Origin of the sequence: Methylobacterium brachiatum, from assembly GCF_900113845.1 — a bacterium.
GTDB lineage: Bacteria > Pseudomonadota > Alphaproteobacteria > Rhizobiales > Beijerinckiaceae > Methylobacterium > Methylobacterium brachiatum.
Genome location: NZ_FOQW01000012.1, coordinates 132,349 through 154,630 on the forward strand (window position 1 = coordinate 132,349; position 22,282 = coordinate 154,630).

The window sequence follows — 22,282 nt, forward strand, 5'->3', positions numbered from 1 at the left end:
GCTCGGCGCGATGAACCCCGCCGAGATCGCCCCGTCCCTCGACCAGCTCCGCGGCCTGCACCTGCCCGGGGGCGCCGCCGGGGCGGTTCAGGGCGAGGTCGTCGCGGCGGCGGCTCTGGGCTTCTGCGCCGCCCTGCTGGTCGGGCTGGTGCGCTACCTGCGCGGCCGGGCGCGGGCGAGCCTGCGCCGGGCTGCCTTGGCCGAACTCGCCGGCAGCCGCGGTCTCGACCCGGAGTCGCGGCTCGTGGCCCAGGCCCGCCTGCTCCGCCGCCTCGCCCGGACGCTGGCGGGGGATGCCGCCGCCCGGGAGACGGGCGCGGCCTGGGCCACCCGCCTCGACACCCTCCTGGCCACCGACTTCTTCACGAAAGGGCCCGGCCGGGTCCTGGCCGACGGGCTCTACCGGCGCCAGACCCCCGACCTCGACGGGCTCGATGCCGAGCTCGGCCGCCTGATCGGACGGTTGCGGACATGAGCGGCCTCCTTCCCGCCTGGCTCACGGCGCAGCTCTCGGCCTTCGACCTCGCGGCGCCCTGGATCCTGCTCGCCCTGCCGCTGCCACTGCTCGCCGCGCGCCTGCTCCCGGCCGAGCCGGAGGGCGGCAGCGGCGCCCTGCTGGTGCCCGGGACCCTGGTCGGAAAGGCACATGCGGGGGCCGACCTTGCCGCGCGGGGCCGCCGCCGCGCCGCGCTGATCTGGACCCTCTGGGCGGCCCTGGTCGTCGCCCTGTCCGGACCCCGCCTGGTGATGCCGGCCGCCGCGCTCCCCGCCTCGGGCCGGGAGATCATGATCGCCATGGACCTGTCCGGCTCGATGGAGCGGCGCGACTTCGCCCTGGACGGCGAGACCGTGAACCGCCTCACCGCGGTCAAGCGCGTCGGCACCGACTTCATCCGGCGTCGGGCCGGGGACCGGATCGGCCTGGTGATCTTCGCCGACCAAGCCTACGTGGCCGCCGCCCCGAGCTTCGACACCGCCGCGGTGGCCCGCGCCCTCGACGAGGCGACCATCGGCATCAGCGGCCGCTCCACCGGTATCGGCGACGGGCTCGGGCTGGCCCTGCGCCGACTCGACCCGAAGGACGCGCCGGCGGGCGCGCAGGGCGAGCCGGCGCCATCCGCCAAGGCCGTGATCCTGCTCTCGGACGGCGCCAACAATGCCGGCCAGACCGCCCCCAAGGACGTGGCCGCCCTGGCCAAGGAGCTCGGCATCAAGGTCTACACGATCGCGCTCGGCCCCCGGGACATGGCCGATGCCGACGGCGAGCAGGACGTGGTCGACACCGAGACGCTGCGCGACATGGCCCAGGCCAGCGGCGGCGAGGCGTTCCGGGTCCGCACCACCGACGACCTCGTCCGGGTCGCCGACGCCATCGACCGGCTGGAGGGCGGCCGCGCCCTGGCCCCACCGCTGCCGCTGCGCCGGGACCTCTGGCCCTGGCCCGCCGCCTTGGCGCTCGCCGCCGCCGCGGCCCTGCTGGCGACCCGGAGGGGGGTGTGATGCGTCCCAACACCGTCTCCCCAATCCACGCCCTCATCCTGAGGTGCCGCGTCAGCGGCCTCGAAGGAGCGCTCCAGCCGGCCGCGCGATCCCTGGAGCCCTCCTTCGAGGCCTCCGCTGCGCTCCGGCACCTCAGGATGAGGATGCGGGCGGGAGGACAGCCCGCATGAGCGCCCTCGACGCCTTCGCGTTCCTGCGCCCCTGGTGGTTCCTGGCCATCCCGGTCGTGGCCCTGCTGGCCCTGCGCGCCGCCTGGCGGGCGGCACCTTTGGGTGATTGGGGCCGCGCGGTCGATCCGGCCCTCATGGCCCATCTCGCCCGCGCCGGGGCCGTGCTCGGCGGAAGGCGGCAGGCCAACCGGGCCGCCGCCCTGGCCGCCGGGGCGATCGCCCTGGCGCTGACCGGACCCGCTTTGGAGCGCCAGGATACGGCGACCTTCCGCAATCTCGACGAGACCGTGATCGTCCTGGACCTGTCCCGCTCGGTCACCGAGGGCGGCAACCTCCAGGGCGTCCGTCAGGCCGCCGCCGCGATCGCCGAGGCCGCCGGCACCCGGGCCGTGTCCCTCGTCGTCTATGCCGGCGACGCCTATCTCGCCGCCTCGCCGACCACCGACCGGGACAGCTTCGGCACGACCCTGTTCGCCCTCGACGCCGACACCGTGCCGGATCGCGGCAGCCATCCCGAGCGCGGGCTGGCGCTCGCTCGCCGCACCCTCGCGGAAGCCGATGTGGTCGCGGCCGACGTGGTGCTGATCACCGACGGCGACGGCATCGGCGAGGCGGCCAGCCGGGAGGCCCGGGCCCTGGCCGATCGCGGCTGGCGCCTCCAGGCCCTGTTCGTCCCCGCCGATAAGCCGCTGCCGCCGGGCGCGCCCAAGCCCGACCGGGCCGCCCTGGACGCGCTGGTGCGGGTCGGCGGCGGCCGCGTCGCCGACATCGCCGAGCCCGGCCCGGTCCTCGACGCGGTCGGGGCCGGCACCGCCCAGCATCTCGCCGCCGGCGGCTACGGCGTGCTGGCCTACGCGGATCTCGGCCGCTGGCTGCTGCTGCTCGCGGCCCTGCCGGCCCTGGCCCTGTTCCGCAGGAGCGCGTGATGGAGCGGTTCTTTCCGAAAACCGGCCTTGCCGTCCCGATCCGCGCCGGCCTGCCCGCCGGCTGGCGGCGGCTCGCCCGGATCGCCGGGCTGGCGCTGGCCGGGCTCGGCCTCGTGGCCCTGCTCGCCGTCTCGCAGCCCCGCACCGGGCTCGGGCGCCTGCTGATGGCGCTGGGCCTGCCCGGGCTCGCCGCCGACCTGATCGTCGATCCCGCCTGGCGCGCCGCCGCTTTGTACGAGGCCGGCCGCTACGACGCGGCGATCGCGCTGTTCCGCTCCGGTGGGCGACGGGCGAGCTACAATCTCGGCAACGCGCTGGCCCGCGCGGGCGATTACAACGGTGCGCTCGCCGCCTACGACGAGGCCCTGCGCTTCGACCCGCGCGACGCCGACGCGCAGGCCAACCGCTCGCTGGTCGCCCGGATGCAGGCCGAGGTGATCGACCGCGGCCCCGGCGGCGGCATCGCCAACGGCACCGCGCAATACGGCGCCCGCTACAACAACACCGCCAACCAGGACCAGAACAACGACATCAACGCCGCCTCCAGCGGCGAGGGCCTGGCCGGCAACAAGGAATCCAACGCCAGCGCGTCGCTGCCCGGCAACAGCAAGGTCGCCCGCCGCGGCAAGGCCGAGCAGCAATCGATCGACGCCGGCAAGGGCCAGGCCCGGGGCTCGGCCGGTGACGCCGCCGGGCGCGGCCGCACCGGCGGGGGCGCCGCCATGGTGGCGGAGGCTCCCGAGCGCGAGGTCCGCCGGGTAACGAAGAGCTTCGAGGCCCACGAGATCCGCCCGGATCGGCTCTGGCTCCAGACCCTGCCGGACGATCCCGGCCGCTTCCTCAAGCTGCGCCTGCGCGCCGAGCAGACCCGCCGGGTCGAGGCCGGCACCGCCATCCCGGCCGGGAGCAACCCGTGGTGATTTTTTTTGGGACTTGGGCCTTTGGCTCTGCGGGCGCGGCGGGTGTTCTCCCTCCCCCCTCTGCGGGGGAGGGTACCCTGCGCAGCAGGGGGGGAGAGGGGCAGCGCGACGGTTCAGGGTTTCACGCCCGTTGTGACCTCTCTGGAAACCGCGCTCCCCTCTCCCGACCCTCGCTGACGCGAGGGCCACCCTCCCCCGCAGAGGGGGGAGGGCGGGCACGCGCCTGGTTTCTGACCATCCTTCTCCTCCTCGCCCCGCTCCCGGCCCGGGCTGAGATCGAGCCCGGCGACCTCACCCTCACGGTGACCGCGGAGTTCAACGGCAACAGCCCGCCCTTCGCCCGCGAGATGGTGCTGCTGAAGATCCGGGGGGTCTACAAGCAGCCGATCCTGCTGGAGGAGGTGGTCCAGCCGACGCTCGCCAACTTCTCCTGGACCCAGCTCGGCCGGGACCATTGGAGCCGGACCAAGCTCCCGGATGGCCAGAGCGCCATCGCGTTCGACCGCACCGTGGCGGTGTTCCCGCACCATGCGGGCGACTTCATCATCGAGCCCTTCACCCACAAGCTGACGGTCAACGATTTTGGCGAGCGGCGGGTGGTCGAGGTGCGCTCGAGGCCGATCCCGTTCCCGGTGGCGCGCTGGACCGAGGCGACGGGCGGCCCGGACGTCAAGGAACCCTGGTGGCTGCCCGCCCGGGACGTCGCGGTCACCGATTCCTGGAGCCCGGATCCCGAGACCGTGAAGCTCGGCGAGACCACCCGGCGGATCGTCACCCTGGAGGTGCAGGGCATGGTCGCCGAGGGCCTGCCGCCCCGGCCGGTGATGCGCACCCGCGGCATCCTCACCTTCGCCGGCCCGGTCACGCGCGAGACCCTGCTGACGCCCTCCGGCCCCGTGGCCCGGGCGACCTATCAGTGGGACGTGAAGCCCGGCGTGCCCGAGGTGATCCCCCTCGACGCCATCGCGATCCCGTGGTTCGACACCAACACCCGCACCATGCGCGAGGCCGAGATCCCGGCCCGCCAGATCGGCGGCGGCCTCCCCGACCGGGAGGGCGACCGGGCGCCGCCGGCGGTCCCGTCGCCGCTGGTGGCCGCCGCCGCGGCGCTCGCCGCCTTCGGCCTCGGCCTGGCCCTGATCGGTTACGGCGCGGGCCGCCCGCGCCTGCGCCTCACCGCCGCCAGCCGCCGGGCCCTGAACCGGACCGCCCGCGCGGGCGATCCGGCCGGGTTCCGCGCGGCCTTGGAGACGGCCCGCCGCGAGGCGCCGGAGCTTGCCCGGATCTGGCAGGCACGGCCCGATCTCGCCGCGCCGCTCGCCGCCCTCGACCGGGCCGTGTTCGGAACCGCGGGCGCCCCCGCCCCGGACCTGCCGGCGCTCGCCCGCGCCCTGGCGCGGCCGGAATTTCAGGCGACCGCCTCCGGGCCGCAGCGGCTCGCCCCCCTCGACGGGCCGGCGGCCTGAAACCTTTGCACAGGACTTGGGCAGGTACTATTCCTGTGCAATGGCCCAAGTTATGACCAGGCATCAATATTTTGCACCGTCTTGCGTCACCTGATTTCGCTTCGTAACCTTCGTTGCCTCAACAACGAAGCCTTCAACGATGATCGGGGAGGAGCGCCATGGCACGCGCCAACGACGTCAAGGACCGGTTCCGCGCCCGGCTGCAGGATGCCGACGCCCGCAGCAACGACTTCCGCCGCAAGCTGCTGGAGGAGGGCACCCGCGCCCTCGAGCCGGTGGTCGACGTCCTGAACCTGATGGCCGAGGTCCTCAACGAGGAGGACAACGTCCACGGCAGCATCACCGGCCTCGAGGCCAAGATCGACCAGGACAACTTCATCAGCCTGTGCGCCAAGCTGCGCGGGACCGACACCGAGCAGAAGATCAAGATCAAGTACGGGCCCGAGCTCGGCGGCAGCAACTACATCTCGGTCTCGGGCCTGAACCAGCGCTACAACGAGCGCCTGGTCCCGGGCGCGGCCGGGGCCGCCCTCGGCCGCAGCGTCGGCAGCGACATCCACCTGGACGAGAACCGCGGCACCGAGCTCGCCGAGGTGGTCCGCGAGGTCGTGGAGGATTTCTACGCCGCCCAGATCGAGCAGCGCAGCCACTTCGCCGCCGTCCAGTAGCGGCGACGCCGATCCTACGCTAAGCCTGCCCGGGATGGGGATGGAGCTCCCCGATAACCGCCCGGCGATCGCCAAGCCGGGCTGATGGCTCCTACCGCACGGGCGTGCTCCGGACGTCCGCGGTGGGGCCGTGCGCCGAAGCCGCGACAGGGCCGCCCGACCGAACAGGAAGGGCAGGCATGGTCAACACCCTCATCGTCATCCTCGGCGCCGGGCTCGGCGGCGGGGTCCGCCACGGCATGAACGTCGCGGTCGCCCGGCTGCTGCCGGGCTTCGGGTTTCCCCTGGCGACCCTGGTGATCAACGTGCTCGGCTCGTTCCTGATGGGCGTGCTGGCCGAGGGCTTCGCCCTGCGCGGCGCGGCCGGGCATCCGGCACGGCTGTTCCTGACCACCGGGATCCTGGGCGGCTTCACCACCTTCTCGACCTTCTCGCTCGACGCGATCAGCCTGTACGAGCGCGGCGAGCCGGCCCTGGCCGCGCTCTACGTGGCGGTCTCGGTGGCGGGCGGGCTGCTCGGCCTCATCGCCGGCATGGCCCTGATCCGCGCCCTCTGAAAAAGGGATGGTTTCACAAGGTCCGAGACCTTGTGCGGGTCCAGGGCAGAGCCCTGGTCTCTCGGGGGCTCCGCCCCCGAACCCCTGCCAAAGGGCTTGCCCTTTGGGATCCCGGATTCATTCAATCCGCGATGAACTTCAGGCGGTGGTCGCGGTAGAGGTCGACGATCGCCGCGGCGGTCTCCTCGATCGAGCGGCGGGTCACGTCGATGGTCGGCCAGCGGTTCTTGGTGAACAGCCGGCGGGACATGGTGATCTCGTCGGCCACCGCCGAGCGGTCGACATACATCGAGGATTCGTCGGCGTTGAGGCTCGACAGCCGGTTCTGGCGGATCTGCACGATCCGCTCGGGCGAGGCGAACAGCCCGACCACCAGGGGCTTGCGCGCCCGCTCGATCGCCGGCGGCAGCGGCATGCCCGGCACCAGCGGCAGGTTGGTGGTCTTGAGCCCGCGATTGGCCAGGTAAATCGAGGTCGGCGTCTTCGAGGTCCGGCTGACCCCGAGCAGGATCACGTCGGCCTCCTCCAGGTCCTCCGGGAGGTTGCCGTCGTCGTGGGCCAGCGTGAAGTTCATCGCGTCGATGCGCTTGAAATACTCCGCGTTGAGCATGTGCTGGGCGCCCGGCCGGGCCGTGGTCTCGGCGCCGAGATAGGCGCGCAGCAGGTCGTGGACCGGGCGCAGCACCGACAGGCAGGGCGAGCCGGTCTCCCGGGCGACCTCTTCCAGCCGCTCGCCGAGATCGCCGCCGACCAGGGTGTAGAGCACGAGGCCCGGCGCCGCCCGGATTTCCGAGATCACCCGGTCGAGCTGCGCCGCCGAGCGCACCAGCGGATAGACATGCTCGATCGCCGAGACGCCCTCGTACTGCGCGGCCGCCGCCCGGCCGACATTGATCAGCGTCTCCCCGGTGGAGTCGGAGACGAGGTGGAGGTGGAAGTAGCTGCGGCCCATCCGGTCTCCTTCGCCTCGGCGGTCGGGTTATCCACCGCGGGCCGCCAGGGGAGTCGATGAGTGTGGATAGGATGCGGCTTCGGGCAGGTCCAGGGCGCAGGGGCTGCGCTTTATCGACTCCGCCGTTCACAGGTACGCCGTCGAGGCGCACGGAATCCGGGCGACTGGGAGAATCCGGGACGCAACAGGGGCGCGTACCGGACTCGGCGTTCGCAAGCCGCTGTTGGACTTGGCCGTTCTCGCAACATGGAGCGAATCCTTTAAAGCCTCGTTAACGGCGCGGCGGCGGGGACGGCCTGTGGACCCGCTTGCACCACCGCGTTGAGGCCCCCCAATAGAAAAAACAGAGTCCTAGAATCTCTCTTTTCTTTTCGAGAGGGGCCTGTGTGGGGATCCGGTGCGCCTCGACTCGACAGGAGGCGCGCCGACGGGCATGCGGGATGACGAAGACGGGATGGGAGCGACGATGACGGGGACGGAGCGCAAGTCCGAAGGCAAGTCCGACCGGAAGGTGCTGCGCGTCCTCGAGGGCGAAGCGATCGGACCGCCCCCCGCCTGGATGATGCGCCAGGCCGGCCGCTACCTGCCGGAATACCGGGCGAGCCGGGCCGAGGCCGGCTCCTTCCTCGACCTCTGCTACAGCCCGGACTTCGCCGTCGAGGTGACGCTCCAGCCGATCCGGCGCTTCGGCTTCGACGCCGCGATCCTGTTCTCGGACATCCTGGTCGTCCCCCACGCGCTCGGCCAGGACGTGCGCTTCGTGGAAGGCGAGGGGCCGCGCCTCGATCCCTTGGACGGCCGCGACGCCTTCGGGCGGCTGCGCGAGGCCGGCGATCCGGCGATCTTTTCGCACCTGGCTCCGGTCTTCGAGACCGTGAAGCGGCTGCGCTCCGAATTGCCCGGCGAGACCACCCTGCTCGGCTTCTGCGGCGCACCCTGGACGGTGGCGAGCTACATGATCGGCGGCCGCGGCACCCCGGACCTCGCCCCCGCGCGGGCGCTGGCCGAGGGCGACACGGCCCTGGTCGACAGCCTGATCGACCGCCTCGTCACGGTGCAAACCGCGTATCTCGTCCGGCAGCTCGAGGCCGGCGCCGACGCTGTGCAGATCTTCGAATCCCATGCCGGCACCCTGCCGCGCGCCGTGCCCGCCTCCGGGGACATCGTCGAGCCGGTAGGCGACGTGACCGAGAGCGCCCTGCCGGGCGAGGCGGCGATGGACGCCCTGACCCGCTGGTCGCTCCGCCCGATCGCCCGGATGATCGCCGGCGTCCGCGCACGGGTGCCGCACGCCAAGATCATCGTCTTCGCCCGCGGCTCGGGCCTCGACGGCCATGCCCGGGTGGTGCCCGAGACCGGGGCCGACGCAGTCGGCGTCGATTGGGCGGTGGACCTGAAGGCCCTGCGCCGGCAGCTGCCCGCCACTACGGTGACCCAGGGCAACCTGCATCCCGACACGCTGATCGAAGGCGGCGACGCCCTGGATGCCGGGGTCGACGCCGTGCTGGAGGCGACCGCGGGCCTGCCGCACGTGTTCAACCTCGGCCACGGCATCACCCCGCAGACGCCAGTCGCCCATGTCGAGCGCATGCTCGCGCGGCTGCGCAGGTAGGCCGTGCTCTACGATTGGCTCAAGGCCGGGCACGTCATCAGCCTGATCGCCTGGATGGCGGGCATGCTCTACCTGCCCCGGCTGTTCGTCTATCACGCGAGCCTGCCGCCGGGCTCGGACGGGCAGGCCGCGACCTTCAAGGTGATGGAGCGCCGCCTGCTCAAGGCGATCATGAACCCCGCCATGATCGCCACCTGGGCGTTCGGGCTGACGCTAGCCTGGATGAGCGGCTTCTACGCCAGCCCCTGGCTCCAGGCGAAGTTCGTGTTGGTGCTGGCGATGTCGGGCATCCACGGCTGGCTCGCCCGGATGGTCAAGGATTTCGCCGCCGACCGGAACACCCGCGGGCACAGGTTCTACCGGGTGCTCAACGAGGTGCCCACCCTCCTGATGATCGGCATCGTCATCCTGGCGATCGTCAAGCCGGGCCTCTGATCCCGGGATCCTGTGATCCGGCTCCCCGCACTGCCGGCATCCCCGGAGCCTTTCGCCGGCCGGGCCGTTGGGGGGCCATGACCAAGGTTCTCGCCCTCGCCCTGCCGCTGGCCCTCCTGCCTCTTCTCGGCGCCGCCCCCGCCCGGGCCGCGAGCTTCGCCTGCGACAAGGCCGAGACCCAAGACGAGAAGGCGATCTGCGCCCATCTCCCGCTCAACGACATGGATGTCGAGATGGCGACCCGCTTCGCCATCCTGAAGGACGTCCTGCCGATGGGCGGCCAGACCAAGCTGCGCGATGATCAGGAAGCCTGGCTCAAGGAGCGCCACGTCTGCGGCGCCGACATCGCCTGCCTGCGCGGCCTCTACGAGACCCGGCTCAAGGTGCTGCGCGGGGTGCTGGCGGAATTCGCCAAGCAGGGGCCGCAGTGACGGATGGTCAGGTGACCGGTCTCATCCCCGGCTGATCGCCTCACCGTCATTGCGAGCGCAGCGAAGCAAACCAGGGATACGCCGCGAACTGAGAGCGCGCGCTGCCCTGGGTTGCTTCGCTGCGTTCGCACTGACGGCTCCCCTGGAAGCGCATCACAACCCGAGAAACACCGCGGCCGGGAAGGCGAAGCGCTCGCTCAGCGCCTTGGCCTGACGGACATTGATCTGACGTTTCCCGCTCAGGATCTCTGAGAGGACGGATTGGGTGCCCACCTCTGGCAGGTCACCCTGGCCGAGACCACGCTCGGTCATGATGGCGCGGAGCGCCGCCGCACCCGTGACCTGCGGCATGGGTCGATGGGCCTCGTCATAGGCTTCGATCAAGTCGCCCATCCGGGACGCCAGGAGCGCCAGAGGATGATCCTCATCCTCGCCGACGAGGGCCAGGATCTGATCCATCGCCTGAACCAACCGATCGTAATCCTTCTGGTCGGTCGGCATGGTAAGCAATGGCGCGACGTAGGGCCAATGCTCGACGGCTTCCTTGACGAGGGGACGCATCGACTTACGCCTTCCATCTGCCGGTGTCGTATTCGGCGTGATCCATGATCGCTTGAATATAAACTTTCTTGAATTTGTATTGTGCCACGGCAATAAGTCGTATCTTATTGCCGCCGATGTCGAACACATGAAAACGGCCGACTTTGTCAGTTGCCGGAAACAGCGCCTTCATGCCGGCGAAGTCACTCGGCTCGGACATCTTCATCAGCCGGTACCAGGCATCGAGGGCGCTCGCCGCTTGCGGCCACCGTTTCTTCGCCGCCCAGATTCGGGCCTGGGTGATGATGTGCATGAAGGCAGCATCGCGCGAGGCTCTGCCGCGATTGTAGGGACACGCAGCGCATATCGCAATATGCGATATCAACCGTCCATCACGCCACGAGCGGCAGCGCCGCCGCATCGGCCCGGCAGGCGGCGACGCAGGCCCAGGCCAGGGACTCGGTCGCATCCACCATCACGCCCGCGAGTTCATCGTCGAGGTCGGACAGCGCCACCGGGATCTCGGTGCAGGCCATCACCACCCGGCGACATCCGGCCGCCATCAAGGCCCGGGCCTGGGCTTCGAGGATCAGGGCCGCCTCGGCCACCCGGCCGGCCTTCACCAGGTCGATCGCCGCGACCACCGCATCCTGTCCGTCCGGATCCGGGCTCAGGCCGGTGAAGCCGTGCCGGGCGAGCCGCTCCGGGTAGAGACCGACCCGGAGGGTCCCGGCGCTCGCCAGCAGGCCGATCGGGCCGCCGGCAAGGCCGCTTCCGGCGAGGTCGTCGGCCACCGCGTCGACGATATGCAGGATCGGCAGCGCCGTGCCGGCCTGGAGCGCCGCGTGCCAGTGATGGGCGGTGTTGCAGGGAATCGCGATCCGGGTGGCGCCCGCCGTCTCCAGGCGGGCCAGGGCCGCGCGCATCGCCGGCAGCGGGTCCGGACCCCGGCCCAGGATGGCGGAGGCCCGGTCGGGGATGTCGGCCGCCGAGCAGACCAGGGTCGGGATGTGGTCCTGGTCGCGCCGGGCCGGCGTCGCCCGCACCAGCTTGGCCAGAAAGTCCGCCGTGGCCAGCGGACCCATCCCCCCGAGAACACCGAGCATCTTCGCCTCCGAACGTCGCGGAGACCGTCATGGGGAGCGAAGGCAGGCGGGTCCAATGCCGTGTCGGCACGGGCCATGCCGGTCCGGCATCGTCGGAGGCCTGCCCCGGCACCCCGCCAAAGGGCTGGCCTTTTGGGAACCCGGTTTCAGCCGCCCGCGTCGGCCAGGGCGTGGGCGGCCTGCCAGACCGCGTCGAGGGCCGGGTGGCGGCGGGCGGCGTTCCGGTAGAGACGGATTTCCAGCGCGGCCCCGGGCCCGGCGGCCACGAGGCTGCCCTCGGCGAGCTCCCGGGTGACCAGGCTCTCGGGCAGCCAGGCGAGGCCATGGCCCGCCAGCGCCATGAACTTCAGGGCCTCCGCCATGGCGTTCTCGTTGATATGGGCCGCCGGCATCGGCTCGGCACTCTGCGCCACCACCCGGCCCAGGAAGGAATCCGCCGGGTAGCCGAGGCCGGGCAGGTCGGCTTGCGCCGGACCCGGCCGGTGCACCGGCACAAGCCTGTCCCGGCCGATGACACGGTGCGGGAACGCCGCGGGGTCGAGGGGGATCGGCACGCCGGGATGATGGTAGGTCAGCAGCAGGTCGTGGCTGCCCTCGGCCAGCGCCTGCACGCAAGCGTGGAAGTCCCCCGGCAGCAGCCGGCTGCCCAGGGGACCGGTCCGGGCCTCGATCTCCCGGTACCAGCCCGGGAAGACGGTCAGCGCCAGGGTGTGGAGTGCTGCCACCGATACCGCCCGGGCGGCCGGCCGGGTCCGGGCCCGCAGCGCGGCGCGGCCCTCGTACAGGAGCCGGACGGTTTCCTGCGCGGTCTCGCGGAACAGCTGGCCCTCAGGGGTCAGGGCGGTCGGGTAGGTGCTGCGGTCGATCAGCGGGACCCCGAGCCAGCCCTCGAGCGCCCGGATCCGCCGCCCGAAGGCCGGCTGGGTGACGTGGCGCTCCACCGCCGCGCGGGAGAAACTGCCGGTGCGCGCGAGGCTCAGGAAGTCCTCGAGCCATTTCAGCTCCATCGCCGGGTGTCTTAGAGCCGGGCCAGCAGCCGCTCCGCCAGCGGGTTCTCGGCCGCGAAGGCGTAGTCGACCCGCCGGACCGTCACCGCCCGGGCGCCGGCCTCGACCAGGGCGCCGGCGAGGGCGAACACGGCCCCCTCGGGGCAGCGCATCACGATCTCGCCGTCGCTCCCGCGCGGGGCACCGTAGGGCAACTCGGCCTCGTGCAGGCCCGCGATGGTGGCGAGGTCGATCGTGCCGCTCTCCGGCAGGGCGGCCCGGACCTCCCGGGTGGTGCGGGCGCGCTCCTCGGCGGCGATCCGGCCGAGCACCGTGCGCAGAGCCGTCCGCTGGTCCTCGCCCCAGGGGGCCTTCAGCGAGGCGACCAGGTTGGCCTCGGAGCGCAGGATGATGCCGTCGTCCAGCACCTTCAGGGCGTTGGCGCTGAGCGTCGCGCCGGTGGTGGTGATGTCGACCACGATCTCGGCCGAGCCCGCCGCCGGCGCGCCCTCGGTGGCGCCCAGGCTCTCGACGATGCGGTAATCGGCGACGCCCTTCTCGGCAAAGAACCGGCGGGTCAGGTTCACGTACTTGGTCGCCACCCGCAGGCGGCGGCCGTGGCGGGTGCGCATCAGCGCCGCGACCTCGTCGAGGTCGGACATCGCCCGCACGTCGATCCAGGCCTGGGGCACCGCCACCACCACGGTGGCGTTGCCGAAGCCGAGCGGGGTCAGGAGTTCGACCTGGCCGCGCACGTCCGGCAGGGTCTCGCGGATCAGGTCCTCGCCCGTGATGCCGAGATGGGCCGCACCGGAGGCGAGCTGCGCGGCGATCTCCGAGGCCGAGAGGTAGCGCACCTCGACCCCCGGCACGCCCACGAGCTTGCCGCGATAGTCGCGGGCGCCCGCGCCCTGGGCGAGCCGCAGGCCGGCCCGGCCGAAGAACGCGCTGGCATTCTCCTGGAGGCGCCCCTTGGACGGGACGGCGAGGATCAGCGGCATGGCGTCCGAATCCGAGGAGGTCATCGGCCGGCTCCCGCCACGCGCTCGACCCAGAAGGTGCAGCCCACCGCGGGCAGGGGCGCCGCGCTGCCGAGATGCCCGAGCAGGCCGTCATAGCGGCCGCCGCCGACCAGGATCGGGCCGTCCCCCTCGTTCACCTCGAAGATGAAGCCGGTGTAGTAGTCGAGGTTGCGGGCGAAGCCGCCCTGGAACCGGAAGCGCTCGATCGGCAGGCCCCGGGCCGCGATGAAGCCGGTGCGCTCCTCGAACAGGTCGAGGGCGGCAGACAAGGCATCGTGGTGCAGGCCCGCCTCGGCTACCAGCCCGCGCAGGTCGCGGGCCGCCGCGTCCGGATGGCCGGCGATCGCCCGGTAGCGGTCGAGCACGGCGCGGTTCTCGGCGTTGAGCCCGGCGCCGCCATTGGCCTGCGCGGCCGCCTTGCCGAGGAAGCGCTGGGCGATCTCGCCGGCGCTGCGGCCGCCCACCGCCGAGATGCCCGCGATGGCCAGCACATCCTCCACGAAGGCGCGCACGCCCTGCGGGTCCTGGCCCTGGATCGCGGCCAGCAGGCCGGCATGGGGATCCTCGGGGCGCGCGCCCTCGCCGCCATTGGTGACCTCGTCGAGGGAGCGGCCGGCGGCGAGGGCCCGCAGGGTCCGGCGCTTGGCCGCCGGCGGCACCGCAAGGCCGTCGAGCAAAGCCACGGTGAGGCCCATATCGCCGAGCCGCACCGCCGGGTCGGTCCGGCCGAACAAGGCGAGGCCCTCGAGGGCGAGCCCCAGCACCTCGGCATCGGCGGCCGGCGTGTCGGTGCGGCCGATCGATTCGATGCCGGCCTGGAAGAACTCGTCGGGCTCGTCGGCGGCCAGCCGGAAGACCGGGCCGCAATAGCTGTAATCGGCCGTCTGGCCGTCGGCCTGGGCCCGGTGCAGGCGGCAGACCGGAATCGTGAATTCCGGCCGCAGGCACAATTCGGCCCCGGCCGCGTCCTGGGTGACGAAGATCCGCCGGCGGATATCCTCGCCGGACAGTTCCAGGAACGGCTCCACCGGCTGCAGCACCGGGGGCGTCACCGGCCGGTAGCCGGCCGCACTCAGATGCGCGAGCAGCCGCGTCCGCGCCGCGTCGCCCGCCCCCGTCTCACCGGCCTCCGGTCGTGTCATCGCATGTCCCTCGCGGGCGCTCTCTAGCAATCGCAGTCGCGCTTGGCGACACGTAGAGATCCTGGGTTCCCAAAGGGCTCAGCCCTTTGGCAGGGGTTCGGGGGCGGAGCCCCTGAGGAACGCGGGCTCTGCCCGCACCCGCAAAAGGTCACGGACCTTTTGAAACCGGGACTCAGCCCGCAGTGGCCGGGAAATGCCGGGCCAGGACGGCGCGGACCTGGGCGACCAGGTCGGCCTCCGGGCAGGAGAACTGGGCCGGGCGGGCTGCCTTCCACTCGGCGTTGCTGCCGATGGACTCGGCGGCGCGGGCGCCCTCGATCAGATCCTTGATCTGGATCTCGCCGGCCAGGCGCTCGTTCGAGCCCTGGATGATCGCCACCGGGGCGCGGCGGCGGTCGGCGTATTTCATCTGCGCCTTCATGCCGGCGGCGCCGAGATAAAGCTCGGCCCGGATCCCGTCCGCCCGCAGCAGGGCGACCAGCCGTTGGTAATCGGCCATGTTCTCGCGGTCGAGGACCAGCACCACCACCGGGCCGGGGGTCTCGGTGCCGGCCAGAAGCGGGCTCTTGACCAGCTGGAGCGCCGAGAACAGGCGCGAGACGCCGATGGAGAAGCCCGTGGCCGGCACCGGCTCGGCCCGGAACCGCCCGACCAGGCCGTCGTAGCGTCCGCCGCCGGCCACCGAGCCGAAGCGCACGGTCTGGCCGTCCTCGTTGGTGACCGGGAAGGTCAACTCGGCCTCGTAGACCGGGCCGGTATAGTATTCGAGCCCGCGCACCACGCTCGGATCGGCGCGGATCACATCGTGGCCGTAGCCCGCCGCCGCGCAGAGCCGCATGATCGCGTGCAGCTCGGCGATGCCCTCGCGGCCGGTCTCGGATTCGCCCACCGCCTCGTGCCAGCCGGCGAAGAACTGTTCCCAGAATGCCATCTTGTCGGCGCCGTCCCCGGCATCGGCCTGGAACGACACGTAGGCCAGGATCCGCGACACCGCGGTGGCGTCGAGGCCGGCGCCCTTGGTGAAGTCGCCGCTCTCGTCCTTGCGGCCGGCGCCGAGCAGGTCGCGCACGCCGTCGACGCCGAGGCGGTCGAGCTTGTCGATCGCCCGCAGGACGGTCAGCCGCTGGCCGGCCTTGTCGGGGCCGGCGAGGCCGATCGCCTCCATGACCCCGTCGAGCACCTTGCGGTTGTTGACCTTGACCACGTACTGGCCGCCGAGCCCGAGCCGGTCCAGGGTGTCGGCCATCAGCATGCAGGTCTCAGCATCGGCCGCGACGCTGCCGGCGCCGACGATGTCGGCATCGAACTGCATGAACTGTCGGAACCGGCCGGGCCCCGGCTTCTCGTTGCGGAACACGTAGCCGGCCCGGTAGCTGCGATAGGGCTTGGGCAGGGAATCGTAATTCTCGGCCACGAACCGGGCGAGCGGCGCGGTCAGGTCGTAGCGCAAGGAGAGCCAGGCCTCGTCGTCGTCCTGGAACGAGAACACGCCGGCATTCGGCCGGTCGAGGTCGGGCAGGAACTTGCCCAGCGCCTCGGTATACTCGACGAACGGGGTCTCCAGGGCCTCGAAGCCGTAGAGCTCGAAGCTCTTGCGGATCGTCTCCAGCATCCGCCCCTGGGCGGCGATCTCGTCGGCGCGGCGGTCGACGAAGCCGCGGGGCAGGCGGGGTTTCAGGGTTTCGGCCCGGCTTTCGGCCTTCGCGGTTTCGGGCTTGGACATGTGAACGCGTTCGCTTCCCGCGGACCCGGAGCCCGGATCCGGTGTGAGTCGTCCCCGGCGCGGCGGGGATCCTGGGGCCGGGCTCTAGAGCATGACGGGCGAAAGGGGAATTCGGTTTCCAGTAGGCTCACTCGGCCGCCTAGCCCGCGCCGTCATCGCGCGTCGCGAAGCGACCCAGGGAAACGCCACGTTCGGGGGCCTCGCGCTACGCTGGGTTGCTTCGCTGCGCGCGCGATGACGGTAGCGGGTGGGAACGCTCGTCAAACCCTCAATACGGCGCGGTCAGCTTGAGCCAGAGCAGGACCGCGAGGCTCACCACGGCGATGGGCATCTGCAGCGGGCGCAGTCGGGCATGGGCCAGCGGCACCTCGCCGGCGCGGGCGGCGATCGGATCGAGGATCCCGATGGCCGCGTAGCCGAGGATCAGCATGGCCAGCGCCGGCACCGCCTTGCCCATCACCGCCGAGAACAGGCTGAACAGGCCGAGCGCGTACAGGATCAGCATCGTGACGATCTGGGCGAGCCGCGGGCCACCCTCGGTGCGGAAGCTGACGCCCCGGTGGACGCCCGCCAGGAACAGCAGGATCGAGGCGGCGTAGAGCAGGGTGAACAGGGCCACGAGATAATCGAGCGGCTGCCCGTTCAGCCACCAGGCGGCGGCGGCGCCGACGGCGATCGGCACCATCGGGCCGAAGCCGAACACGATGTCGAGCCACGGGATCCGGCGCGGCTCGTGCGCGGTGATGGTGCGTCCGGTGGCGTCGTCGCGCATGTCTGTGGGGCCGGGCTCTCGGGTGACGGGTTTGCTGCGCTGCGGCGCCGGGACGGGGAACGGCCCCGCGGGACCCCGGTTCCGCGCGGAGCCCTTTAGCGCCGCGCGAGCCGATCCGCGAGGTCCGGCCTGCGCAGGGGGCGTTCAAGGGATCGTGACGGGTGAATGCACGTCTTCGAGAGGTGCCAACGATTCTAAAATTCTAAATAAGATTGCGTCTCCCTTCCCCCCTCTGCCGGGGAGGGGATGCGTGGGGGGTCGGTTACGGCCCCATCCCGCGACGAAGCCGGCCCGTCGTCACCGATCCCGCGGGTCCCCGGGCGCCTCCGATCCATCAGCCCCTTGAGTGCGGTGGCGAAACGCGTTATTTCTTGTGGGCCCTCTTCACAAGGTCAGCGCCGCAGCGCGCCCGTGAGCCGCGAGGGTCCTGCCGAAAACGGTCCAGCCAAGACGATCTTCGGGCCCCTCGCTGTTCCAGCGCGGCCCGCTCTCCGGCGCCCGTCCCCCGGGTTGCTTGGCGCAGAACCGGCCCTCCCACCTTCTCCGTCGGTTGCAAGACACCCCATGACGCCACATCCCGACGCCTTCGCCGATCCCCTGGCCGATCCCGAGACCGCGGATCAGGCCGACGCGCCCGCCACCCCGGGCACCGTCGCCGTCCTCGAGGGCGTGCGCGAGGTCAAGCTGTTCGACCTCAAGGCCAAGACGCCCACCGACCTGATCGCCTTCGCCGAGGAGGTCGAGGTCGAGAACGCCTCGACCATGCGCAAGCAGGAGCTGATGTTCGCCATCCTGAAGCAGCTCGCTGCCAAGGAGGTCGAGATCATCGGCGCCGGCACCGTCGAGGTGCTGCAGGACGGTTTCGGCTTCCTGCGCTCGAACGACTCGAACTACCTGCCGGGCCCGGACGACATCTACATCTCGCCGACCCAGATCCGGCGCTTCGGCCTGCGCACCGGCGACACCGTCGAGGGCCCGATCCGCGGCCCCAAGGACGGCGAGCGCTACTTCGCGCTTTTGAAGGTCAACACGATCAACTTCGAGAACCCGGAGAAGATCAAGCACAAGGTCCATTTCGACAACCTGACGCCGCTCTTCCCCACCAAGCGGTTCAAGCTCGAGCTCGAGAATCCGACCAAGAAGGATTTCTCGCCCCGGATCATCGACATCGTGGCGCCGATCGGCAAAGGCCAGCGCGCCCTGATCGTGGCGCCGCCGCGCACCGGCAAGACCGTGCTGATGCAGAACATTGCGCAGTCGATCACCCTCAACCACCCGGAATGCTACCTCATCGTGCTGCTCATCGACGAGCGGCCCGAGGAGGTCACCGACATGATCCGCTCGGTGAAGGGCGAGGTCATCGCCTCGACCTTCGACGAGCCGGCCACCCGCCACGTGCAGGTCGCCGAGATGGTGATCGAGAAGGCCAAGCGCCTGGTGGAGCACGGCCGCGACGTCGTCATCCTGCTCGATTCGATCACCCGGCTCGGCCGCGCCTACAACACCGTGGTGCCGTCCTCCGGCAAGGTGCTGACCGGCGGTGTCGACGCCAACGCCCTGCAGCGGCCCAAGCGCTTCTTCGGCGCCGCCCGCAACATCGAGGAGGGCGGCTCGCTCTCGATCATCGCCACCGCGCTCATCGACACCGGCTCGCGCATGGACGAGGTGATCTTCGAGGAGTTCAAGGGCACCGGCAACTCGGAGATCATCCTGGACCGCAAGGTCTCGGACAAGCGCATCTTCCCGGCGATCGACATCACCCGCTCCGGCACCCGCAAGGAGGAGCTGCTGGTCCCGCCGGACGCCCTCAAGAAGACCTACGTGCTGCGCCGCATCCTCAACCCGATGGGCGTCACCGACGCGATCGAGTTCCTGCTCGACAAGCTGCGCCAGACCAAGAGCAACAGCGACTTCTTCGACTCGATGAACACCTGATCGGGTCGATCTCAGGGGCTCCGCCCCCGAACCCCGCCAAAGGGCTCGGCCCTTTGGAAACCAGAGACCGCGTTGACCTTCTCCTAACCCGTGCCTGCCATGGTCGGCCTTGGGAGCCAGGTTGCGTATCGGCTCCGCGACAGCCCCGCCGACCGGTTCATCCCGGCGGCGGGGCTCGTCGCAGCCTTGCTTCGGCGACGCGATCCGTGACACTGGCGCGATGCCCCGCTCGCCCTGGCTCCGTCCGGATCCGCTCCTCCTCGCCTCGACCAGCCCGACCCGGCGCCTGCTCCTGGAGAGCGCGGCCCTGCCGGTCGAGACGGCATCCCCCGATGTCGACGAGCGCGCCGTCGAGGCGTCGAGCCTGGGATTGTCGCCGCCCGACCTCGCCCTGCGCCTCGCCCGGGCCAAGGCCGACGCGGTGGCCGCCCGCCATCCGGGCCGGGTCGTGATCGGCGCCGACCAGGTCCTCGAGCTCGACGGCACGATCTTCCACAAGCCCCGGGATTCCGACGCAGCGCGCGCCCAGCTCGCCCGCCTCGCCGGCCGCACCCACGCCCTGCATTCCGCGGTGGCGCTGGCCGGCGCCATCGACGACGCCTTCGTGGAGACCGCCCGGCTGACGATCCGCCCCCTCGATGCCCGGGCGATCGCCGCCTATGTGGACTGCGCCGGCGCCGAAAAGGTGCGCGCCAGCGTCGGAGGCTACCAGCTCGAGGGACCGGGCATCCACCTGTTCGACTCGGTCACCGGCGACCATTCGACCGTGCTCGGCCTGCCGCTGCTGCCGCTGCTCGCCCGCCTGCGCGCCGCCGGCTATCTGGATTTCTAGGGAGCACCGCGTGGCCGGGCACGATCATTCGCATGGAGGCCCTCCCTTCGAAGGTGCTTCGCATTCCGGCCACGGCACGTCTTCGACGGCTGGCCGATCCGGGGGCCACGCCCATGGCGGTCACGCGCATGGCGGCCATGGCGGCCACGTCCATGCGCCGAAGAATTTCGGGCCGGCCTTCGCGATCGGCATCGTGCTCAACACCGGTTTCGTGGTGGTCGAGGCGGCCTACGGCTACCTCAGCAACTCGATGTCCCTGGTGGCCGATGCCGGCCACAACCTCTCCGATGTGCTGGGCCTGGCCGCCGCCTGGATCGCCGCCATCCTGGTGCGCCGCCGGGCCAGCGCCCGCTTCACCTACGGCTATCGCGGCTCCTCCATCCTGGCGGCCCTGTTCAACGCCGTGTTCCTGCTGGTCGCCATGGGCGCGGTGATCTGGGAGGCGCTCGTCCGGCTGGTCCATCCCGAGCCCGTGGTCGGCACCATCGTGATGGTGGTCGCCGCGGTCGGCATCCTGGTCAACGGCGTCACCGCCTGGCTGTTCGCCAGCGGCGCCAAGGGCGACATCAACATCCGCGGCGCCTTCCTGCACATGGTGGCCGATGCCGCGGTCTCGGCCGGGGTCGTGGTCGCCGGCCTGGTGATCCAGCTCACCGGCCAGGCCTGGCTCGACCCGGCGGTCAGCCTCGCCATCGCGGGCCTCGTGGTCTGGGCGACCTGGGGGCTCCTGCGCGACAGCGTGGCGATGTCCCTCGACGCGGTGCCGCCCGAGATCTCCCCGGAGGCGGTGACCGGCTTCCTGCGCGACCGGCCCGGGGTCATCGACCTCCACGACCTGCATATCTGGCCGATGAGCGCCACCAGCGTCGCCCTCACGGTCCATCTGGTGATCGCCGAGGACCACCCGGAGCATCGCGCGGCTGCCAACGGCTTCCTCAACGAGACCGCCGAGGGCCTGCGCACCCGCTTCGGCATCGGCCACGCGACCCTGCAGATCGAGGCGGCCGGCGGCCCGGCCTGCCGGCTCGCCCGGGAATGCGCGGCATGAGCGCGTCCCCGATCCCCCGCGCCTTCGTAGTCGGACACCCGATCGCGCATTCGCGCTCGCCGCTGATCCACGGCTACTGGCTTAGCCAGCACGGTATCCCCGGCTCCTACGAGCGCCTGGACGTCGCCCCGGAGGCGTTCCCGGATTTCCTCCGGGCGCTGCCGGAATCGGGCTTCCGGGGCGGCAACGTCACGATCCCCCACAAGGAGGCGGCTTACGCGCTCGTCGACACGCTGACGCCGCGGGCGCAAAAGATCGGCGCGGTGAACACCCTGGTGGTCGGGCCCGACGGCCGGGTCCGCGGCGACAACACCGACGCGCCGGGCTTCTGCGCCCATCTCGACCACAGTCTCGGCGCCGGCTGGCCCGAGCGGGCCGGCGGCACGGCGGTGGTGCTGGGCGCCGGCGGTGCGGCGCGGGCGATCGTGATCGGCCTCGCCGAGAGCGGCCTCAGCCGGATCCTGATCGCCAACCGCACCCGGGCCCGGGCCGAGACCCTGGCGGCCCTGGCTCCGGGGATCGGCGCGGCGCTCGCCTGGGACGACCTGCCCGACGCGCTCGCCGGGGCGGGGCTCCTGGTCAACACCACCTCGCTCGGCATGAAGGGCCAGCCGCCCCTCGATCTCGACCTCACCCCGTTGCCGGAAACCGCCGCGGTGGCCGACATCGTCTACGCCCCGCTGGAGACCGACCTGCTCGCGGCGGCACGCCGGCGGGGGCTCGCCGCGGTCGACGGACTCGGGATGCTGCTGCACCAGGCGGTGCCGGGCTTCGAGGCCTGGTTCGGCCTGCGCCCGGCCGTCACCCCGGGCCTGCGGGACCGGATCGTGGCGGATCTTACCGGATGAGCAAGGGGCATCCCGTCAGCCGCCCCGTCATACTCGGCCTGACCGGCTCGATCGGCATGGGCAAGTCGGCCACCGCCCGGATGTTCTCGGCGCTCGGCGTCCCGGTCCACGATGCCGACGCCGCCGTCCACGCCCTCTACGGTCCAGGCGGCGAGGCCGCCGCGGCCATCGGCAAAGCCTTTCCCGGGGTGCTCGACCCGCAGGGCGGCGTCGACCGCGCCCGCCTGCGCGCGGCGGTGCTCGGCGATCCCGGCCGGATGGAAGCGCTCGAGGCCCTCGTCCACCCGCTGGTCCGGGCGGCCAGCACGGCCTTCCTGGCCCGGCACGCGGACGCGCCCCTGGTCGTCCTCGACATCCCGCTCCTCTACGAGACCGGTGGCGAGAATCGCTGCGACGCGGTCGCGGTGGTCAGCGCGCCCCCCGAGGTGCAGCGCGCCCGGGTGCTGGCCCGCCCCGGCATGACCGAGGCGGCTTTCGAGGCGATCCGCGCCAAGCAGATGCCGGATGCCGAGAAGCGGGCCCGGGCCGATTTCGTGATCGACACCAGCCGGGGCTTTCCCGCCGCCGAGGCCGAGGTGGCGCGGATCGTGGCCGCGCTGACGGAGCGCGGTGCGCCGGAGCACCCCGCCGCTGGGTGACGCGGCCGCGCGAGGGCCTATCTCCTGCTCACCGATCCGGCTGCGGGATGGAC

At 71.7% G+C, this 22,282-nt stretch carries 24 protein-coding genes and 1 riboswitch; of the genes, 15 read left to right on the forward strand and 9 right to left on the reverse strand.

Features of this window, described 5'->3' with window-relative positions:
- The first annotated feature begins 10 nt into the window (after positions 1-10).
- From BMZ47_RS17170 to crcB, 7 genes are all read left to right on the forward strand, one after another.
- Positions 11-475 (forward strand): DUF4381 family protein, encoded by a 465-nt coding sequence (locus BMZ47_RS17170; RefSeq protein ID WP_091863542.1) that lies wholly within the window; start codon positions 11-13, stop codon positions 473-475.
- The gene (locus tag BMZ47_RS17175) at positions 472-1,500 is read left to right on the forward strand and encodes a VWA domain-containing protein (RefSeq protein WP_091863543.1); all 1,029 of its coding nucleotides are present in this window, start codon (positions 472-474) and stop codon (positions 1,498-1,500) included. Before BMZ47_RS17170 ends, BMZ47_RS17175 begins: the two co-directional genes overlap by 4 nt.
- A gap of 166 nt (positions 1,501-1,666) precedes the next feature.
- The gene (locus tag BMZ47_RS17180; protein WP_091863544.1) at positions 1,667-2,596 is read left to right on the forward strand and encodes a VWA domain-containing protein; all 930 of its coding nucleotides are present in this window, start codon (positions 1,667-1,669) and stop codon (positions 2,594-2,596) included.
- The gene (locus BMZ47_RS17185) at positions 2,596-3,516 is read left to right on the forward strand and encodes a tetratricopeptide repeat protein (RefSeq protein ID WP_091863545.1); all 921 of its coding nucleotides are present in this window, start codon (positions 2,596-2,598) and stop codon (positions 3,514-3,516) included. Before BMZ47_RS17180 ends, BMZ47_RS17185 begins: the two co-directional genes overlap by 1 nt.
- Positions 3,517-3,746: 230 nt before the next feature.
- Positions 3,747-4,982, forward strand: a complete 1,236-nt coding sequence (locus tag BMZ47_RS17190; protein WP_091863612.1) for a BatD family protein — start codon at positions 3,747-3,749, stop codon at positions 4,980-4,982.
- Between the two features lie 158 nt (positions 4,983-5,140).
- Entirely contained in the window at positions 5,141-5,650 is a 510-nt protein-coding gene (locus BMZ47_RS17195) for a hypothetical protein (RefSeq protein ID WP_007565300.1), read from the forward strand.
- A 27-nt stretch (positions 5,651-5,677) separates the two neighbouring features.
- Positions 5,678-5,751, forward strand: a riboswitch (Fluoride riboswitch).
- Between the two features lie 78 nt (positions 5,752-5,829).
- Complete coding sequence (crcB, locus tag BMZ47_RS17200; protein WP_091863546.1) at positions 5,830-6,207, forward strand: fluoride efflux transporter CrcB; 378 nt, start codon at positions 5,830-5,832, stop codon at positions 6,205-6,207.
- Positions 6,208-6,328: 121 nt separating this feature from the next.
- On the opposite strand, the gene BMZ47_RS17205 is transcribed toward crcB, so the two are convergent.
- Positions 6,329-7,159 carry a pyruvate, water dikinase regulatory protein gene (locus tag BMZ47_RS17205; RefSeq protein ID WP_007565296.1) on the reverse strand — a complete coding sequence of 277 codons (831 nt, stop codon included), beginning with the start codon at positions 7,157-7,159 and terminating at the stop codon, positions 6,329-6,331.
- Between the two features lie 454 nt (positions 7,160-7,613).
- Between BMZ47_RS17205 and BMZ47_RS17210 the strand changes: the two genes are divergently transcribed.
- The 3 genes from BMZ47_RS17210 (at position 7,614) to BMZ47_RS17220 (ending at position 9,637) form a co-directional block, all read left to right on the forward strand.
- A complete protein-coding gene (locus BMZ47_RS17210) occupies positions 7,614-8,771 on the forward strand; it encodes a uroporphyrinogen decarboxylase (protein WP_091863547.1) in 1,158 nt (385 codons plus the stop codon).
- 3 nt (positions 8,772-8,774) lie between these two features.
- Positions 8,775-9,206, forward strand: a complete 432-nt coding sequence (gene hemJ, locus BMZ47_RS17215; protein ID WP_091863548.1) for a protoporphyrinogen oxidase HemJ — start codon at positions 8,775-8,777, stop codon at positions 9,204-9,206.
- A 77-nt stretch (positions 9,207-9,283) separates the two neighbouring features.
- Positions 9,284-9,637 carry a lysozyme inhibitor LprI family protein gene (locus tag BMZ47_RS17220; RefSeq protein WP_091863549.1) on the forward strand — a complete coding sequence of 118 codons (354 nt, stop codon included), beginning with the start codon at positions 9,284-9,286 and terminating at the stop codon, positions 9,635-9,637.
- 153 nt (positions 9,638-9,790) lie between these two features.
- On the opposite strand, the gene BMZ47_RS17225 is transcribed toward BMZ47_RS17220, so the two are convergent.
- From BMZ47_RS17225 to BMZ47_RS17260, 8 genes are all read right to left on the reverse strand, one after another.
- The gene (locus BMZ47_RS17225) at positions 9,791-10,198 is read right to left on the reverse strand and encodes a helix-turn-helix domain-containing protein (RefSeq protein ID WP_091863550.1); all 408 of its coding nucleotides are present in this window, start codon (positions 10,196-10,198) and stop codon (positions 9,791-9,793) included.
- Positions 10,199-10,202: 4 nt separating this feature from the next.
- Positions 10,203-10,490 (reverse strand): type II toxin-antitoxin system HigB family toxin, encoded by a 288-nt coding sequence (locus BMZ47_RS17230; RefSeq protein WP_091863551.1) that lies wholly within the window; start codon positions 10,488-10,490, stop codon positions 10,203-10,205.
- 79 nt (positions 10,491-10,569) lie between these two features.
- Positions 10,570-11,283 carry a cysteate racemase gene (gene cuyB / locus BMZ47_RS17235; protein WP_091863552.1) on the reverse strand — a complete coding sequence of 238 codons (714 nt, stop codon included), beginning with the start codon at positions 11,281-11,283 and terminating at the stop codon, positions 10,570-10,572.
- Between the two features lie 146 nt (positions 11,284-11,429).
- Positions 11,430-12,290, reverse strand: coding sequence for a LysR family transcriptional regulator (locus BMZ47_RS17240; protein WP_091863553.1), 861 nt, complete (start codon positions 12,288-12,290; stop codon positions 11,430-11,432).
- An 11-nt stretch (positions 12,291-12,301) separates the two neighbouring features.
- Entirely contained in the window at positions 12,302-13,294 is a 993-nt protein-coding gene (gene hisG, locus BMZ47_RS17245) for an ATP phosphoribosyltransferase (protein WP_007565279.1), read from the reverse strand.
- Positions 13,291-14,433: an ATP phosphoribosyltransferase regulatory subunit gene (locus BMZ47_RS17250; protein ID WP_091863554.1), complete on the reverse strand. Its 1,143-nt coding sequence runs from the start codon at positions 14,431-14,433 to the stop codon at positions 13,291-13,293. The genes hisG and BMZ47_RS17250 overlap by 4 nt, the downstream gene beginning before the upstream one ends.
- A 172-nt stretch (positions 14,434-14,605) precedes the next feature.
- Entirely contained in the window at positions 14,606-16,156 is a 1,551-nt protein-coding gene (gene hisS / locus BMZ47_RS17255) for a histidine--tRNA ligase (RefSeq protein ID WP_007565275.1), read from the reverse strand.
- 268 nt (positions 16,157-16,424) lie between these two features.
- A complete protein-coding gene (locus BMZ47_RS17260) occupies positions 16,425-16,928 on the reverse strand; it encodes a DUF3429 domain-containing protein (RefSeq protein ID WP_007565273.1) in 504 nt (167 codons plus the stop codon).
- 564 nt (positions 16,929-17,492) lie between these two features.
- Here BMZ47_RS17260 and rho point away from each other — a divergent pair.
- The 5 genes from rho to coaE all read left to right on the forward strand — a co-directional run bounded on the left by rho (position 17,493) and on the right by coaE (position 22,229).
- Positions 17,493-18,863, forward strand: coding sequence for a transcription termination factor Rho (gene rho, locus BMZ47_RS17265; protein ID WP_007565271.1), 1,371 nt, complete (start codon positions 17,493-17,495; stop codon positions 18,861-18,863).
- Positions 18,864-19,083: 220 nt separating this feature from the next.
- The gene (locus BMZ47_RS17270) at positions 19,084-19,695 is read left to right on the forward strand and encodes a Maf family nucleotide pyrophosphatase (protein WP_007565269.1); all 612 of its coding nucleotides are present in this window, start codon (positions 19,084-19,086) and stop codon (positions 19,693-19,695) included.
- Positions 19,696-19,705: 10 nt separating this feature from the next.
- Entirely contained in the window at positions 19,706-20,743 is a 1,038-nt protein-coding gene (locus BMZ47_RS17275; protein WP_091863555.1) for a cation diffusion facilitator family transporter, read from the forward strand.
- On the forward strand, positions 20,740-21,591 hold the full coding sequence (locus BMZ47_RS17280; protein ID WP_091863556.1) for a shikimate dehydrogenase: 852 nt from the start codon (positions 20,740-20,742) through the stop codon (positions 21,589-21,591). The genes BMZ47_RS17275 and BMZ47_RS17280 overlap by 4 nt, the downstream gene beginning before the upstream one ends.
- Positions 21,588-22,229, forward strand: coding sequence for a dephospho-CoA kinase (gene coaE, locus BMZ47_RS17285; RefSeq protein ID WP_091863557.1), 642 nt, complete (start codon positions 21,588-21,590; stop codon positions 22,227-22,229). Before BMZ47_RS17280 ends, coaE begins: the two co-directional genes overlap by 4 nt.
- Positions 22,230-22,282: the final 53 nt, after the last annotated feature.